14 protein-coding genes are annotated in these 14039 nt (G+C 71.5%); 10 read left to right on the plus strand and 4 right to left on the minus strand.

From position 1 onward, the window contains the following. Window positions 1-20 precede the first annotated feature (20 nt). From ACFYPC_RS13200 to ACFYPC_RS13225, 6 genes are read left to right on the plus strand one after another with little or no spacing between them, the layout of a single operon-like run. Window positions 21-1376, plus strand: a complete 1356-nt coding sequence (locus ACFYPC_RS13200; RefSeq protein ID WP_388675226.1) for an O-antigen ligase family protein — start codon at window positions 21-23, stop codon at window positions 1374-1376. After that, window positions 1373-3127 (plus strand): murein biosynthesis integral membrane protein MurJ, encoded by a 1755-nt coding sequence (murJ, locus tag ACFYPC_RS13205; RefSeq protein WP_388674486.1) that lies wholly within the window; start codon window positions 1373-1375, stop codon window positions 3125-3127. Before ACFYPC_RS13200 ends, murJ begins: the two co-directional genes overlap by 4 nt. Beyond that, window positions 3111-3869: a polysaccharide deacetylase family protein gene (locus ACFYPC_RS13210; RefSeq protein ID WP_388674488.1), complete on the plus strand. Its 759-nt coding sequence runs from the start codon at window positions 3111-3113 to the stop codon at window positions 3867-3869. Before murJ ends, ACFYPC_RS13210 begins: the two co-directional genes overlap by 17 nt. After that, window positions 3869-4981 (plus strand): glycosyltransferase, encoded by a 1113-nt coding sequence (locus tag ACFYPC_RS13215; RefSeq protein WP_388674490.1) that lies wholly within the window; start codon window positions 3869-3871, stop codon window positions 4979-4981. Before ACFYPC_RS13210 ends, ACFYPC_RS13215 begins: the two co-directional genes overlap by 1 nt. Before the next feature lie 17 nt (window positions 4982-4998). Continuing rightward, window positions 4999-5655 carry a lipopolysaccharide biosynthesis protein gene (locus tag ACFYPC_RS13220; RefSeq protein ID WP_388674492.1) on the plus strand — a complete coding sequence of 219 codons (657 nt, stop codon included), beginning with the start codon at window positions 4999-5001 and terminating at the stop codon, window positions 5653-5655. Beyond that, window positions 5652-6779, plus strand: a complete 1128-nt coding sequence (locus tag ACFYPC_RS13225; RefSeq protein WP_388674494.1) for a GNAT family N-acetyltransferase — start codon at window positions 5652-5654, stop codon at window positions 6777-6779. Before ACFYPC_RS13220 ends, ACFYPC_RS13225 begins: the two co-directional genes overlap by 4 nt. Window positions 6780-6810: 31 nt before the next feature. Here the strand turns inward: ACFYPC_RS13225 and ACFYPC_RS13230 are convergent, their stop codons facing one another. Then, complete coding sequence (locus tag ACFYPC_RS13230; RefSeq protein ID WP_388674496.1) at window positions 6811-8109, minus strand: glycoside hydrolase family 26 protein; 1299 nt, start codon at window positions 8107-8109, stop codon at window positions 6811-6813. 182 nt (window positions 8110-8291) lie between these two features. Here ACFYPC_RS13230 and ACFYPC_RS13235 point away from each other — a divergent pair, with 182 nt between their 5' ends. Together ACFYPC_RS13235 and ACFYPC_RS13240 are read left to right on the plus strand one after the other, a co-directional pair. Then, complete coding sequence (locus ACFYPC_RS13235) at window positions 8292-9554, plus strand: ATP-grasp domain-containing protein (RefSeq protein WP_388674498.1); 1263 nt, start codon at window positions 8292-8294, stop codon at window positions 9552-9554. Next, complete coding sequence (locus tag ACFYPC_RS13240) at window positions 9554-10801, plus strand: NAD(P)/FAD-dependent oxidoreductase (protein WP_388674500.1); 1248 nt, start codon at window positions 9554-9556, stop codon at window positions 10799-10801. Before ACFYPC_RS13235 ends, ACFYPC_RS13240 begins: the two co-directional genes overlap by 1 nt. A gap of 49 nt (window positions 10802-10850) precedes the next feature. Here ACFYPC_RS13240 and ACFYPC_RS13245 read toward each other — a convergent pair whose 3' ends face one another. The 3 genes from ACFYPC_RS13245 to ACFYPC_RS13255 form a co-directional block, all read right to left on the minus strand. Beyond that, window positions 10851-11741, minus strand: a complete 891-nt coding sequence (locus ACFYPC_RS13245; protein ID WP_388674502.1) for a chaplin — start codon at window positions 11739-11741, stop codon at window positions 10851-10853. Between the two features lie 105 nt (window positions 11742-11846). Continuing rightward, window positions 11847-12104 carry a chaplin gene (locus ACFYPC_RS13250; RefSeq protein WP_388674504.1) on the minus strand — a complete coding sequence of 86 codons (258 nt, stop codon included), beginning with the start codon at window positions 12102-12104 and terminating at the stop codon, window positions 11847-11849. Window positions 12105-12319: 215 nt separating this feature from the next. Further along, a complete protein-coding gene (locus ACFYPC_RS13255; RefSeq protein ID WP_388674506.1) occupies window positions 12320-12733 on the minus strand; it encodes a rodlin in 414 nt (137 codons plus the stop codon). A 255-nt stretch (window positions 12734-12988) separates the two neighbouring features. Here ACFYPC_RS13255 and ACFYPC_RS13260 point away from each other — a divergent pair, with 255 nt between their 5' ends. Next, entirely contained in the window at window positions 12989-13402 is a 414-nt protein-coding gene (locus ACFYPC_RS13260; protein ID WP_388674508.1) for a rodlin, read from the plus strand. A gap of 196 nt (window positions 13403-13598) precedes the next feature. Beyond that, entirely contained in the window at window positions 13599-14009 is a 411-nt protein-coding gene (locus ACFYPC_RS13265; RefSeq protein ID WP_388674510.1) for a rodlin, read from the plus strand. Window positions 14010-14039 lie beyond the last annotated feature (30 nt).

The following is a 14039-nucleotide window of genomic DNA, read 5'->3' on the forward strand; positions in this document are numbered from 1 at the left end:
TTCTCCGGCCCCTGAACACGGTGACGTCCGCCCTCGGGCGGGCGCTGCCCGTGCTGCCGGTCGTCGCCGTGATCGCCCTGCTCGGGTTGCCGGTCGCGCCCGGCGGCGAAGGCGGCGCGACGGTGGCCGACGCGGTCTCCGGGCTCGTCGTGCTGTGCTGCGTGGTGCGTCTGGTACGACGCCGGCGGCGCCCCCTGTCCCGTACGGCGGCGGTGGTCATCGGGCTGCCCGTGGTCGGTATCGCGGTCGCGGCGGCCGGGGCGGCGAGCCCGGGGGCGGGGATCAGCGGTCTCGCCCGCTACCTCCAGGTGTTCGTGCTGGTCCCGGCGGCGGTGCTGCTGCTGGTGCGTGACCGGCGTGACTTCCGCCTGCTGGCCTGGTCGTTCGTCGGTCTCGCGCTCTGGCAGGGGGCGGTCGGGGTGAACCAGTACGTCACCGGGACCGGCGCCTCCTACCAGGGCGAGGACATCCGGGCGGTGGGGACGTTCGGGGCGTCGGACATCATGGGGATGGCGACCGTGGTGGCGTTCGGGCTGGTCTGTGCCGTGGGGCTGGCGCTGGGGTCGGGCGCCGCCCGGCAGCGGACGGCCGCCGTGGTGTGTTCGCTGCTGCTGCTGCTGCCGCTGGCACTGTCGTTCAGCCGGGGCGCGTGGATCGCCACGGCGGCGGCGTGCGGGGCGCAGTTGGTGTTGGCGGGGCTGCGGCGGGCGGTGCAGGTGGGCGCGGTGGTCACCGCCGCGGTGGTGATCCTCGTGGGCGGGTTCGGCGTCGGCTCCGCGATGCTCCAGGAGCGGATCAGCAGCATCACTCAGGTCGCCGACGCGCCGGACCAGTCGGTGACCGACCGGTACACGATGTGGGCGGCGGCCGCCGGCATGTGGCGTGAACACCCGCTGACCGGCGTCGGGTTGAAGGGCTTCCCCGACCACCGCGACGGCCACGCCTCCCTCGCGCTCTCCTCCGGCAGCGACACCGCCGGCGCCGGCGCCGCCTTCCGCAAGCAGCCGCTGCTCTCCCCGCACAACATGTACCTCCTCGTCCTCAGCGAACAGGGACTGATCGGACTGCTCGCCCTCGTGGGCAGTTGGCTGGCACTGCTGGCGTGCGCGCTGCGGGGGCTCGTACGGGCCCGGGCCGCCTCGGGGAACGGGGCAGCGACGGGCCTCGACTGCGCGCTGGTCGCGTGCGGGCTGCTCGGCTGGCAGTTGATCGACTTCATGTACGCGGACATCGGCGGACCTTCGACCGTACTGACCGCCGTCTGCTTCGGGCTCGTGGGCTGGTGGGCGCTGATGGACCCGGCTTCCTCGGCACCGGCGTCGCCGTCACGGTCGGTGACGGCGCCTGGATCGCTGGAGGAGGCCTCGGCGCGATGACAGTGACGCCGCCTCGGGCCGGGGCCGAGGGTGGGGCGGGTGGCGAGGTCGACGGCGCGTCCGGGCCTACCGTCAGCGGTACGGGCCGCAGCGCGGTGGCGAGCGGCGGCAGCGGGTCCCGGGGCCACGCGGCTTCGGTCCCCCTCCCCGCCGCCCGTACCGCGCCCCCGGCCGCCCCGAAGGCCGACGAACCGCCGTCCTCCAACCGCTTCCTCGCCAAGGCCGCCCTCGTCACCGTCGCCCTGTCCATCGCCGGAGCCCTGCTGGGTCTCGGCCGGGATCAGGCGCTGGCGCATCTCTTCGGGGCCGGGGCGGAGACGGACGCGTTCCTGGTGGCGTGGACGGTGCCGGAGTTCGCGTCGACGCTGCTGATCGAGGACGGGCTGGCCTTCATCCTCATCCCGGCGTTCAGCATGGCGGTCGCCCGGCGGGCGCAGGGAGCCGCGGGCGATCCGGTCCGTGCGCTGGTCGCCAGTACCCTGCCCCGGCTGTCGCTGGCCTTCGTGGCCGCCTGCGCGCTGCTGATCGTCGGGGCGCCCTACCTGGTCGAGGCGCTCGCGCCCGGTCTGCCCGATCCCCAACTGGCCGTGGACTGCACCCGGTTGACGGCCACCTGCGTCCTGGGCTTCGGTTTCGCCGGGTACTGCAGCGCGGTGCTGCGGGCGCACCGGCGGTTCGTCGCGCCCGCGGTCATCTACGTGGCGTACAACACCGGGATCATCACGGCGATGTTCGTCCTTGGCGGCCACTGGGGTGTGCGCTCGGCGGCCCTCGGGGTCGCGCTCGGCAGCGGGCTGATGGTGGCGGCTCAGGCGCCGTCGCTGTGGCGGCAGCTCCGGCGCAAGCAGGTGGCGGCGGCGGACCTGGGGGCCGTCGAGGAGGCGCGCCCGATGGACCTGAGTCTCGTCACGACGGTGCTGCTCTTCGCGCTGTGCCGCCAGTCCCAGATCCTCATCGAACGCTTCCTGGCCTCCTCGCTGCCCGCCGGCGCCATCTCGCATCTGAACTACGCCCAGAAAGTGGCCCAGATGCCGATGGTGCTCTCCCTGATGCTGTGCACCGTCACCTTCCCGGTGGTCGCGCAGGCGATCGCCGAGGGCGACACCGAGCGCGCCCGCAAGCGCGTGGAGCGCGACCTCGCACTGGTCTCCTGCACGGTGCTCCTGGGCGCGGCGGTGGTCGTCGCGTGCGCGCCCCAGATGATCCAACTGCTGTTCCAGCGAGGCGCGTTCACCGCACATGACACCGCGGCCACCGCGTCCGTCATGCGCGTGTACGCCCTCGGGCTGCTCGGCCACACCCTGGTCGGCGCGCTCGCCCGCTCGTACTTCTCGGGCGGCCGGCCCACCTGGTACCCGCTGTTCGCGATGACCGTGGGGATCGTCGCGACCGCCTGGATCGGCGCGCTGACCGTCGACTCCTGGGGGGTGCTCGGGATCGCCGCCGCCAACGCCCTCGGCATCACCATCAGCGCCGCGTTCCTGCTGTACGGCATGGGCCCGCGCAGTGTGCCGATCCACACCCGCGAGGTGCTCGTTGAGATCGGCAAACCGGTGCGCGCGGCCGTGGTCGCCGCCCTGGTGGGCGGTCTCTGCGCAAGCAGCGTGGACTCCCCCGTGCTCGCTCTCCTCGCCGGCGGCACAGCCGTGACCGTCGTCTTCGCCCTGCTCGCCTGGGCCCTGGGGGTCCAGGGCTTCGCACCCGCTCTCCGTTCGCTCACGAAAAGGCTCCCGCATGCCCGTTTCCGCTGACGCCTCCCCCGCCACCAGACGCCTCGACACGACGGCGCCGTGGGTGGCCATGTACCACTCGGTGGGCGACCCCTCCGACGACCCGTACCGCATCACGGTCTCCCCGGACCGCCTCGACCAGCAGCTGACCTGGCTGCGGCGGCGCGGCCTGCGCGGTGTGAGCATGAGCGACCTGCTCGCGGCCCGCGCCCGGGGCAAGGGGCGCGACCTCGTCGGTCTCACCTTCGACGACGGGTACGCCGACTTCGTCGAGAACGCCCTGCCGGTCCTGCAGCGGCACGACTGCGGCGCCACCCTCTTCGTCCTGCCCGGCCGGCTGAGCGGTGACAACGCCTGGGACCCGCTCGGCCCCCGCAAACCGCTGCTGACCAAGCAGGGCATCCGGCTCGCCGCAGCCTCCGTGGGCATCGAGATCGGCTCGCACGGACTCACCCACGTGGACCTCACCCAGGCCGACGACGCTCTCGTGTACGCCGAGGTCGCCGAGAGCAGAGCAGTGCTCTCGGAGTTGATCGGTGCTCACGTCGAGGGCTTCTGCTATCCGTACGGGACGATCGACCAGCGGGTCATGGACGCCGTACGGAACGCCGGATACACGTACGCCTGCGCGATCGACCCGGGCCCGCTGACCGGCCCGCACGCCCTCCCCCGCGTCCACATCGGCGAGAACGACAACGCCGTACGCCTGCTGCTGAAACTCAAGCTGCACCGCCTGCGCCGGCGTCCGGCAGAGGGGATCTGATGAAGGCCCTGCACATCATCACCGGCCTCGGCGTGGGCGGCGCCGAGCAGCAACTCAGGCTGTTGCTACGCCATTTGCCGGTCGACTGTGATGTCGTCACCCTCACCAACCCGGGCGCGGTCGCCGACGGGCTCACCGACGACGGTGTACGCGTCACCCACCTCGGCATGGCCGGCAACCGCGACCTCGCCGCGCTCCCCCGCCTGGTGAACCTGATCCGCGCGGGCCGGTACGACCTCGTGCACACCCACCTCTACCGGGCCTGCGTGTACGGCCGGCTCGCCGCCCGGCTGGCGGGAGTCAGGGCCGTCGTGGCCACCGAGCACTCCCTCGGCGACTCCCAGATGGAGGGGCGCAGGCTGAGCGCGGGGGTGCGGGCGCTGTACCTGGCCAGTGAGCGGCTCGGCCGGTCGACCGTCGCCGTCTCGCCGACCGTCGCCGACCGGCTGCGCCGCTGGGGCGTGCCCGCACCGCGCATCGAGGTCGTCCCGAACGGCATCGACCTGGCCCGCTTCCGCTTCGACCCGGAGCTGCGCGAGCGCACCCGGCGCCGGCTCGGACTGCCGGAAGGCGCGTACGTCGTCGGCGGCGTCGGCAGACTCACGGCCGGCAAGCGGTTCGACGTACTCATCCGCGCACTGGCCGAACTGCCCGCCGACTACTGGCTGTTGCTCGTCGGCGGCGGCGCGGAGGAAAGCGTGCTGCGGCGGGCGGCGCAGCAGGCCGGGATCGCGGACCGGGTGCTGTTCACCGGCGAGCGCCCCATCGGCGGCCTGCCCGGAGCGGACCTGCCGTCGCTGATAGCGGCCATGGACGTCCTCGCCTCGCCCTGCGCCGAGGAGGCGTTCGGCCTGGCCGTCGTGGAGGCGATGGCGGCCGGACTGCCCGTGCTGTACGTCTCCTGCCCGGCCGTCGAGGACCTGCCGCCCGGCTCCACCCGAGGCACCCGTCGGGTCCAGGGCGGCTCGGACTCCTTCGCGCGCGCTCTGCGGAAGGTCCGCGAGGAGGGTCCCGTGCCCCGCTCGGTACCGGACGCCGCCCATCACTACTGCATCACCCGCAGCGCCGCACAGCTCATGGACGTGTACGCGGCCGCTGTGTCCCGCACCTGACTGGGAGTGAGTTCCTGATGACCGAAAACCTCACCAGAGGCCTCCGCCCGAACGCAGCGGCCATCGCCCGCGCGAAGACCATGCCGCCCTGGTCGCTGCTCGTCGCCGGCGCCGTGCTCGGCGGGCTGCTCGGCGGCGCGTACGGGGTCGTGAAGGCGCCGACGTACACGGCCACGAGTTACGTCGTCGCCGTACCGACCGAGAAGTCGGACCCGGCGGCCGCCCTCGGCTTCGCGCAGGCCTACGGCCGGGTCGCCACCCAGCTCGCCGTGCTCGGCGACGCGCAGGTGTGGGCCGGTGTGCCGGTGAAGACGCTCCAGGAGAGCGTGCAGACCGCGACCTCCCCGGACGCCCCGATGGTCTCCGTCTCGGCCACCTCCTCGCGCCCCGACCTCGCCGCCGACATGGCCAACGCCGTCTCGCGCGCGCTGACCCGGCACGCGAACGACGCCAAGGCCGACACGAACGTCGAGCTCCAGCAGTTCGCCCGCGCCACGAAGCCCACCGAGGCGTCCTCGGCATCGCCGGTTGTGACCGGTCTGGTGGGCGCGAGCGCGGGCGGCCTGCTCGGCGGTCTGGTGCTGCTCGTCCGTCCCCGGCGCACCATGGAGGCCGCCCGCCCGGCCTCCGTGCCGAGCCCCGCCACGGCCGCCGACGTGCGCGGGCAGATGTGAGCGGCACGCTGCAGACCACCGCCGCCGGGACTTTGGTGGCCGAACTCGTCACCGACGAGCGTGAGTTCGCCGAGCTCGGCCCGGCCTGGGGCCGTCTGTTCCGGAGTTGTGCCACGGCCACCCCGTTCCAGAGTCACGCCTGGCTGCACTCCTGGTGGCTCTCGTACGGCACCCCTGGGCGATTGCGGCTGGTGCTCGTACGTGACGGCGACGAACTGCGGGCGGTGGCCCCGCTGATGCGCGTACGCCGTCCGCTGCCCGCGCTGGTGCCGCTCGGCGGGGCGATCTCCGACTACGGGGACGTCCTCATCGACGACGACCACGCCGACCGGGCGGCGGCCACGCTCACCGAGGGGCTGTCGGCGGCCGCCCGCACCGCGCTCATCGACTTCCGCGAAGTGCGGCCCGGCGGCGCGGCGGAGCGGATCTTCGAGCGCTGGCGCGGTCCGCGCAGCCGGGTGCGCGACTCGCTCTGCCTGGAGCTGCCGGGCACCTCGATGGACGAACTGGTCGGCCGGCTCCCCTCGTCGAAGGCCCAGCGGGTACGGGCCAAGCTGCGCAAGCTCAGCGCCCTCGGGGTCGAGCAGCGTGTCGTAGGCCATGACGAGGTGGACGCGGCGCTGCGGCGGTTGCTCGAACTGCATCAACTGCAGTGGCAGGGAAGGAAGGTGACGTCCGAACACCTTCAGGAGAGGTTCTCCGAGCATCTGGTCCGGTCCGTCGGTCCGATGGTGCGCTCGGGGGACGCGGTGGTCACCGAGTTCCGGCTCGACGACACCGTGATGGCCGTGGACCTCACACTGCTGTCGCGGCGCCTGGCGGGCGGCTATCTGTACGGCGCCCATCCGCAGCTGCGCGAGCGGAAGGCGGATGTCGCGGTGATACTGCTCAACGCCTGCGCCCAGCACACCGAGGCGGGCGGACGCGCGGTGCTGAGCCTGCTGCGCGGCGACGAGCCCTACAAGCACCACTGGCGCCCGGACCCCGTCGTCAACCAGCGACTGCTGCTCGCCCGGCGGCGAACGGCGCCGCTGATGTCGGCGGTCGTCTGCGACGTCGCCGCGCGCAGCCGGGGCAAGGAGCTGTTGCGACGCTGGAGGGAGCGCGGTGGCGGCAGTCCGTGAACGACCCGCCGCCACCGCTCTCATGCCCACCTCATCTGTCGCGCGACCACCAGTCGAAGCGGAGGCAGAGCTTTCCGCCGATCCAGTACTCGACCCAGTCGCCCAGGGCCACCGGCGAGCAGTTGGGCGGGGCCACCGGCTTGGGCGGCGGAGTCGGGTCGGGCGTGGGATCGGGTGTGGGATCGGGTGTGGGATCCGTCCGGCCGGACAGCGCCGAGCGGTAGATCTCGGACGCCTTCGGGTTGTCCGCGCACTGCCACACACCGTGCGGGCAGTAGTCGGTGACCGTGTTGTACAGCGGCTTGTGCTCGTCCATCCACGCGAGCATGCGCTTCATGTACGCCGCATTGTCGCCGTTGCGGAAGAGTCCCCATTCAGGATAGGAAATGGGCTTGCCATGGGATTTGGCGAAGTCCACATGCTCCTGAAGCCCGTACGGCTCTTTCACCTGCTCGTCGAATGACAGCCCGGACGGCTGGTCGTACGAATCCATGCCGATGATGTCGACCGTGTCGTCCCCCGGATAGCACTGCGTCCAGGGGATGGCGTCCCGGCCGCGGTTCGGGGTGAAGTCGAACCGGAATTTCTGTCCCGGCACCGACCGCATGGTGGTGACGATTCTGTTCCAGTACTTCTTCCAGGCCTCCGGGTCGGGACCGCAGCGATGGGTGTACGTGATGCCGTTCATTTCCCAGCCGAGCACGATGACGGTGTCCGGCACCTTCAGCTCGACAAGGCGCTCGGCGAGCGCGCGGAAGTGCTTGTCGAACGCCCCGGCGGCGGCCTGGCGCAGCAGCACCCGGACCTCGGCGTCGGAGACGTTCTCCTCGTTCCGCTCCATCATCGGCACGTTGAGGACGAGCATCCGGTCGTCCTGCTCGCGCCGCCAGTCCGCCCAGACGTCGAGGAAGCCGGGGGCGCCCTCGATGTTGCTCCAGCGGTCGCTGGGCAGATACGTGTGCCCGACGCGGAGTTCGGTGCCGCCCAGCCACTTGCTGAGCTCGGCGATCCGCGCGACACCGCGGGCGCCGTAGTCGAGGTAGGCGCCGAACGCGGGCGCTTTTTCGGCGGGCTTCGGTTCGGACGTGTCCGTGGGAGTCACGGCTGTCGGAGGTGCCGTAGGTGTCGCGGGTGGCGTGAGGGGTGCGGGCGTCACAGGTGTCGTCGCCGGGGTCACCGACGCCGGTGTCGGCGCCGGCGGATCGTCGACTCCCACCACCCCGGCGCCGACGGCGTATCCCGGACCCGACGCCAGGGCGACCGACGCGACGATGCCGGCCGCGACGCACACCAGCCGCCTGCTCCGGGGCCGTTGCTGCTGAGGGGCCATGCCTGCTCCTCTCTCCACACTGCTGTTCCGACGGCACATTCCGTCTTCCGGAACTCCGATTTGCCTTCTGACTGCTTCCGCCTACTGACACTCAGTCATATGAATACCCATTCCGCCAACCGAGGCTCCGGCCTTTGAGTGTGCCGATCACCCGCACGGGTGACCGACCCGAAGGAAATTCCGTGCCGTTTCTCGACACCCGCGTCCCCGCCGTTCTTCTACGGATCGACAGGAACCCCTTTCACCACGGAACGCTGGGCGCCGCACGCTCACTCGGCAGAGCGGGCGTGGAAGTGCATGTTGTCGCCGATTCGACGGGAAGTCCCGTCCGCAGATCGCGTTTTGTCTGCGAGATGCATCCCCCGCCACCGCCCGGCGCATCCACCGGAGAAATCGTCACCGCATTGCGCCGAGTGGCCGCGCGCGTATCCCGTCCCGCCGTACTCATCCCGATGGATGACGCGAGCGCCGTCGCGGTCGGCCACTGCCGTGAGCACCTCGCACCCTCCTTTCTGCTGCCGCAGCAGCCCGACGCGCTCGCCGAGCGCGTGGCCGACAAGGCGGAACTGGCCGCCGTGTGCGAGAACGCGGGCGTCCCGCACCCGGTGACGCTGATCCCGGACAGCCCTGCGCAGGCGGTCGCGGCGGCCTGGCAGTTGGGGCTGCCGGTGGTGGCGAAGTGGAGCCGCCCCTGGCTGGTGCCCGCCGGGTCGGGCCTGCGCAGCACAGTGGTGGTGCGCTCGCCGCAGGAGGCGCAGGCGCTGTATCTGCGCGCCGAGGAAGCGGGCAGCCGACTGCTGTTGCAGGCGTTCCTGCCGCCGGGGCCCGACCGCGACTGGTTCTTCCACGGGTACGCCGACCGGTCCGGAACGCTGTCCGGAGGCGGGCCCGGCCGCAAGCAGCGCGCCTGGCCGCGCGGCGCCGGACTGACCGCGGTCGGCCGCTGGACCCCCAATCCGCAGCTCCAGTCGCTCGTCGAACAGCTCATCGGGGCGCTGGGCTACCGAGGCGTCTTCGACCTCGACTTCCGCAGGGACGGCGCGAGCGGCCGCTACCACCTGCTCGACTTCAACCCCCGCCCCGGCGCCCAGTTCCGGCTCTTCGCCGACGGGGCCGGCCTGGATGTCGTACGCGCGCTGCACCTGGACCTGACGCACCGTCCGCTGCCGGATCCGGCGCCGCTGCCGGGCCGGGCGTTCGTGGTGGAGAACTACGCCCCGCTCAGCGCGATGCGCCCCCGGGCAGAGGGGTGCGAGCTGGCCTGGCACGCGCGGGACGACCTCGCGCCCGGGCTCACGATGTGGGCTCTGTGGGGCCGCCATGTGGTCCGGCGCCTGCTGTCCCGCGTACGGCGTTCGGCGCCTGTCGCCGCTCAGGCGCGGGTCGCACGACAGCCGGGCACCCCGACCGCTCTGACCGACGACGAGAAAGCGAGTAGCTGCTGATGTACGACCTCCTGGTGGTGGGAGCCGGCCCGTACGGCCTGTCCGTCGCCTCCCACGCCGCGGCGGCCGGGCTGAGCCTGCGCGTCCTCGGCCGGCCCATGGCGTCCTGGCGGGACCACATGCCCCGCGGCATGTTCCTGAAGTCGGAGCCGTGGGCGTCGAATCTCTCCGACCCCGCGGGCCGCTGGCGCCTCGACACGTACTGCGCCGGTCAGGGCGTCCAGGCCCGGCACGGCGAGCCCATCCCGGTCGAGATGTTCGCCGCGTACGGCCTGTGGTTCGCCCGCAACGCGGTGCCCGAGGTCGAGGAGCGCACGGTGGTCCGGGTGAGCTCCGTCCCCGGCGGCTTCGAGGCGGTCGTGGACGACGGCGAGATCCTGCACGCCCGCACGGTCGTCCTCGCCATCGGCGTCCTGCCCTTCATCGAGGTTCCGGCCGCCCTGCGCGAACTCGGCCCCTCGTACGTCTCGCACAGCAGTCACCACGGTGACCTCGACCGCTTCCGCGGCCAGGACGTCACCGTGATCGGCGGCGGCCAGGCCGCACTGGAGACGGCGGCCATCCTCGCCGAACAGGGCACCCGCGTCCGGGTCCTGGCCCGCGCCGACCAGCTGAACTGGAACGACGTGCCGCCCGCCTGGGAGCGCCCGTGGTGGGAGTCGGCCCGCACCCCGCACAGCGGCCTGGGCCCCGGCTGGCGCAACTGGTTCTACGCCGAGCGCCCCGGCCTGTTCCGCCGCCTCCCGGAGGCCACCCGCGCCCGGATCGCGGCCACGGCCCTGGGGCCGGCGGGCGCCTGGTGGGTACGCGACCGCGTCGAACCGAGGGTCGAACTGCTGCTTGGCCACCAGGTCGCGGCGGCCTACCCGGCCGGAGGCGGCGTACGCCTGGAGACAGTGGGCGACGGCGGGGAGCTGACCTCCCTGGAGACCGAACACGTCATCGCGGCAACGGGGTTCCGGGCGACCCGCGAACGGCTCGGTCTGCTCTCCGACGAACTGCGCGGGGACCTGACCGCGGTCGCCGACGGTTCCCCCGAGGTCGGCCGGGACTTCGAGTCCTCGGTGCCCGGCCTCTTCATGGCGGGCCTGGTGACGGCGTCCGGCTTCGGCCCGGCGATGCGCTTCGTGCACGGCGCCGCGTTCACGGCCCAGACGCTCGTACGAGGGGTACGGCGGCGGCTGCGCACGATGCCTGTGCCGGTACCGCAGCGGCGGCGCGAGGCACCGGACCCGGCTCGGCGGTGACCCGGTCCCGGGTGCCGGGCGCATGTGGCGCGCCCGGCACTCCGGAGTGCTACCGGCGGGACGCGGCTCGGCCTCGTCGGTACAGGACTGTTCCGCCCGCGAGGAGGGCGGCACTGGCGGCCGAGGTCGCGAGCAGTCCCTCACTGCCGGTGTGCGGCAGGGCGGGCGGGGTTCCGGGGGGAGTGTTGCGCGGGGCGCCCGGAACGGTAGGGGGAGGCGTGCTGGGCGGGGTGGTGCTGGTGGGGGGTGTCGGCGGCGGCGTTGTGGGAGGCGTCGTCGGCGGCTTGGTGGGAGGCGTTTTCGGGGGCGTGGTCGGCGGAGGCGTGGTGGGCGGGGGCGTGGTCGGCGGGGTGTCGCCGTAGCCCGCGGGGCCGTTGCCGCAGTCGTTGCCGAACGTGGGGTTGCCCACGCCGACCACGTCCGCCGTGTTGCCACACGCGTTCACCGGGACGTCCACCGGGACCTGGGCGTTGTTGCCCGACAGGATGCCGGGCGAACCGTGCGTCTCGCCGTACGCCGAGGAGCCGGAGCCGCCACCGGAGTCACCACCGGAGTCACCGCTGTGGCCACCATGGCCGCTGCCGTGGCCGCCCGGATGCCCGCCACCCGAGTGTCCGGAACCGGAGCCGTAACCCGACGAGCCGTCGGAGCCGGAGGAGCTGTGCGGTGCGCCGTGCGCACCGTGGGAACCCGAATCCCGGCCATTGGCACAGGAGTTGCCGAACACCGGGTTGAGCGCGCCGATCACGTCGACGGTGTTGCCGCAGGCGTTCACCGGTACGTTCACCGGAAGCTGGAGGTTGTTGCCCGACCCCACGCCGGGCGAGTCCTGGGCGCTTCCGTTCGCGTTCGAGTCGGCGAAGGCGGGCGTGCCGTACAGGGACAGGATGCTCGTCGCGGCCGCGGCCACGACCATTCCCTTGCTCAGGGTCTGTCGCAATCTCTTGCCTTCCTGCTCGATGAAGTGAGGAAAGCCGGCCCCGGAACCGAAAGGCGTTCCAAGGCCGGCTGTGACCCAGCCGAAGTGGCTGCTGTGTCTTCTGCGTCAGTCGTTGACGCAGGTGTTGCCGAACGCGGGGTTCAGCAGGGCGATGACGTTGATCGAGTTGCCGCACACGTTGACGGGAACGTGGATGGGAACCTGGACCACGTTGCCCGAGAGGACACCCGGCGAACCGATGGCCGCACCCTCGGCTCCGGCGTCCGCGAACGCGGGGGAGGCGAGTCCAAGAGCCATGATCGCGCCCGCGACGACAGCAGCGCTCTTCTTGAGCTTCACGTGCTTTCCCTTCTCTGCGGTCATGCCCCTATGTCGGCCGAAACCGAGCGAGCACAGTATGAACGGCTCGCACCATGACCTACGGGCTGTGAACGAGGGAAAGCCTGACGAAGAAACTACACAATGTGAGTGAATTGAGAATTCACTCGAATCGCCCTGCGCAAGGGGAAACCCGTAAAAGCCCGGGCCGACCGGCGTGTGAACACGACGGGCGGCCCGAGCCACTTCGGAGCGATGGATCAGCTGCCGCTGGCGCCGTTGCCCGAGAGAACGGGGATGTTGTCCAGGATGTGCGAGAGGGGCTCGTCGCCCTTGGCCTGGGTGGAGCCCTCGGCGCACTGCTGGTTCTGGTCGGCGGAGAGGATCGGCACGTCCTGCAGGACGGTGATGGGCACCAGGCCGACGATCGAGGCCAGGTTGGCCTTGACCGGCAGGCCGACACAGAGCTTGTTCAGAGAGCCCTGCACCAGCGAGAGGTGAGGGCTCTGCTTGCCCTTCGTCTTCGCGTTGCCGTACGACTGCACGGCGCCGTTGCCGTTCATGGTGGTGACGCCCTCGTCGTTCCCGATGGCAAGCGCCTGAGACGCGGAAGCCGCCGAGACGCCGACGACGGTAGCGGCGACCGCCGCCGTGGCCATTGCCTTCTTGAACATTTCTCCTGGTTCCTTTCGTGACCGAGATACACACGTACCTGCTCCGCCTCAACTGAAGGCAGGGCGATTGGTTTCTCAAGGTCACCCGATCGGCCCGTTCGCACCCCAGGAATTCGCGGAAATTCTCGCGCGCGTGCTACGTACCAGCAGGTTTCACAAATGGGCCATTGGGGTGAATCGCAGCAACTATGCGGCCCGGGGGCAGTTGTCCAGAGCGCTCCGGTGGACGGGGTTACTCCAGAAGGGACCATGCAAGTGATCAAGAAGGTTATGGCTGCCGCGGCGGTCGCCGCTTCCGTCGCCGGTATCTCGGCTGCCGCCGCGCCCCAGGCGCTGGCGATCGGCAACGACGACGGCGTCACCACCACCAACGGCAACCACGCCGCGCAGGTCTACGGCAACCAGGAGACCTACGGGAAGATGAGCCCGCAGATGGCGCTCGTCCAGGGCACCCTGAACAAGCCCTGCATCGGTCTGCCGGTCAAGGCCAACCTGGCCTCGCTCGTCGGCCTGGTGCCGGTCACCGTCCTGCAGGACGTGCCGATCCTCTCCGCCCCGCAGAACCAGCAGTGCACCGAGAACTCCACCCAGGCCAAGGGCGACGAGCCCCTCTCGCACATCCTGGACAACATCCCGGTCCTGTCCGGCAACGGCGCCAGCGGCAGCTGATCTCTCAGCATCGCGTGCGGCGGGCCGCTCCTGGGAGCAGCCCGCCGCTCCTCTCACATCAACGGCGACGCGTCAGCTCCGGTCCCGCGGAAACCCTCTGGGCCAAACGGGGCAGACCGCGCAACCACGCCGTCCACCGCACTGTTGATCATCACGCGGCTCCGCAAACGGAGTCCACTCTCCGAAGGGAACCAACATGAAGAAGCTTTGGGCAACCGCCGCCATCGCCGCCTCTGTCGCCGGTATCTCGGCCACCGCCGCGCCCCAGGCCCTCGCCATCGGGAACGACGAAGGCGTCACCACGACGAACGGCAACCACGCCCTGCAGTCGTACGGCAACCAGTCCACGCACGGCGACATGAGCCCCCAGCTCGCGCTGGTGCAGGGCTCCCTGAACAAGCCCTGTGTCGGCCTGCCGGCCAAGGCCAACCTGGCCTCGCTCGTCGGCCTGGTGCCGGTCACCGTCCTGCAGGACGTGCCGATCCTCTCCGCCCCGCAGAACCAGCAGTGCACCGAGAACTCCACCCAGGCCAAGGGCGACGAGCCGCTCTCGCACATCCTGGACAACATCCCGGTCCTGTCCGGCAACGGCGCCAGCGGCAGCTGATCTCAGCCACCGGGTAGAGCGGGCCGCCGA

Origin of the sequence: Streptomyces sp. NPDC005808, from assembly GCF_042871385.1 — a bacterium.
GTDB lineage: Bacteria > Actinomycetota > Actinomycetes > Streptomycetales > Streptomycetaceae > Streptomyces.

Excerpts from the sequence above, each read along its gene's own strand:
- ACFYPC_RS13240 (WP_388674500.1), top strand. The coding sequence starts at position 9,554 with ATGTACGACCTCCTGGTGGTGGGAGCCGGCCCGTACGGCCTGTCCGTC.
- ACFYPC_RS13250 (WP_388674504.1), bottom strand. The coding sequence starts at position 12,104 with ATGACCGCAGAGAAGGGAAAGCACGTGAAGCTCAAGAAGAGCGCTGCT.
- ACFYPC_RS13265 (WP_388674510.1), top strand. The coding sequence starts at position 13,599 with ATGAAGAAGCTTTGGGCAACCGCCGCCATCGCCGCCTCTGTCGCCGGT.
- ACFYPC_RS13220 (WP_388674492.1), top strand. The coding sequence starts at position 4,999 with ATGACCGAAAACCTCACCAGAGGCCTCCGCCCGAACGCAGCGGCCATC.
- ACFYPC_RS13210 (WP_388674488.1), top strand. The coding sequence starts at position 3,111 with ATGCCCGTTTCCGCTGACGCCTCCCCCGCCACCAGACGCCTCGACACG.
- ACFYPC_RS13215 (WP_388674490.1), top strand. The coding sequence starts at position 3,869 with ATGAAGGCCCTGCACATCATCACCGGCCTCGGCGTGGGCGGCGCCGAG.
- murJ (WP_388674486.1), top strand. The coding sequence starts at position 1,373 with ATGACAGTGACGCCGCCTCGGGCCGGGGCCGAGGGTGGGGCGGGTGGC.
- ACFYPC_RS13230 (WP_388674496.1), bottom strand. The coding sequence starts at position 8,109 with ATGGCCCCTCAGCAGCAACGGCCCCGGAGCAGGCGGCTGGTGTGCGTC.
- ACFYPC_RS13255 (WP_388674506.1), bottom strand. The coding sequence starts at position 12,733 with ATGTTCAAGAAGGCAATGGCCACGGCGGCGGTCGCCGCTACCGTCGTC.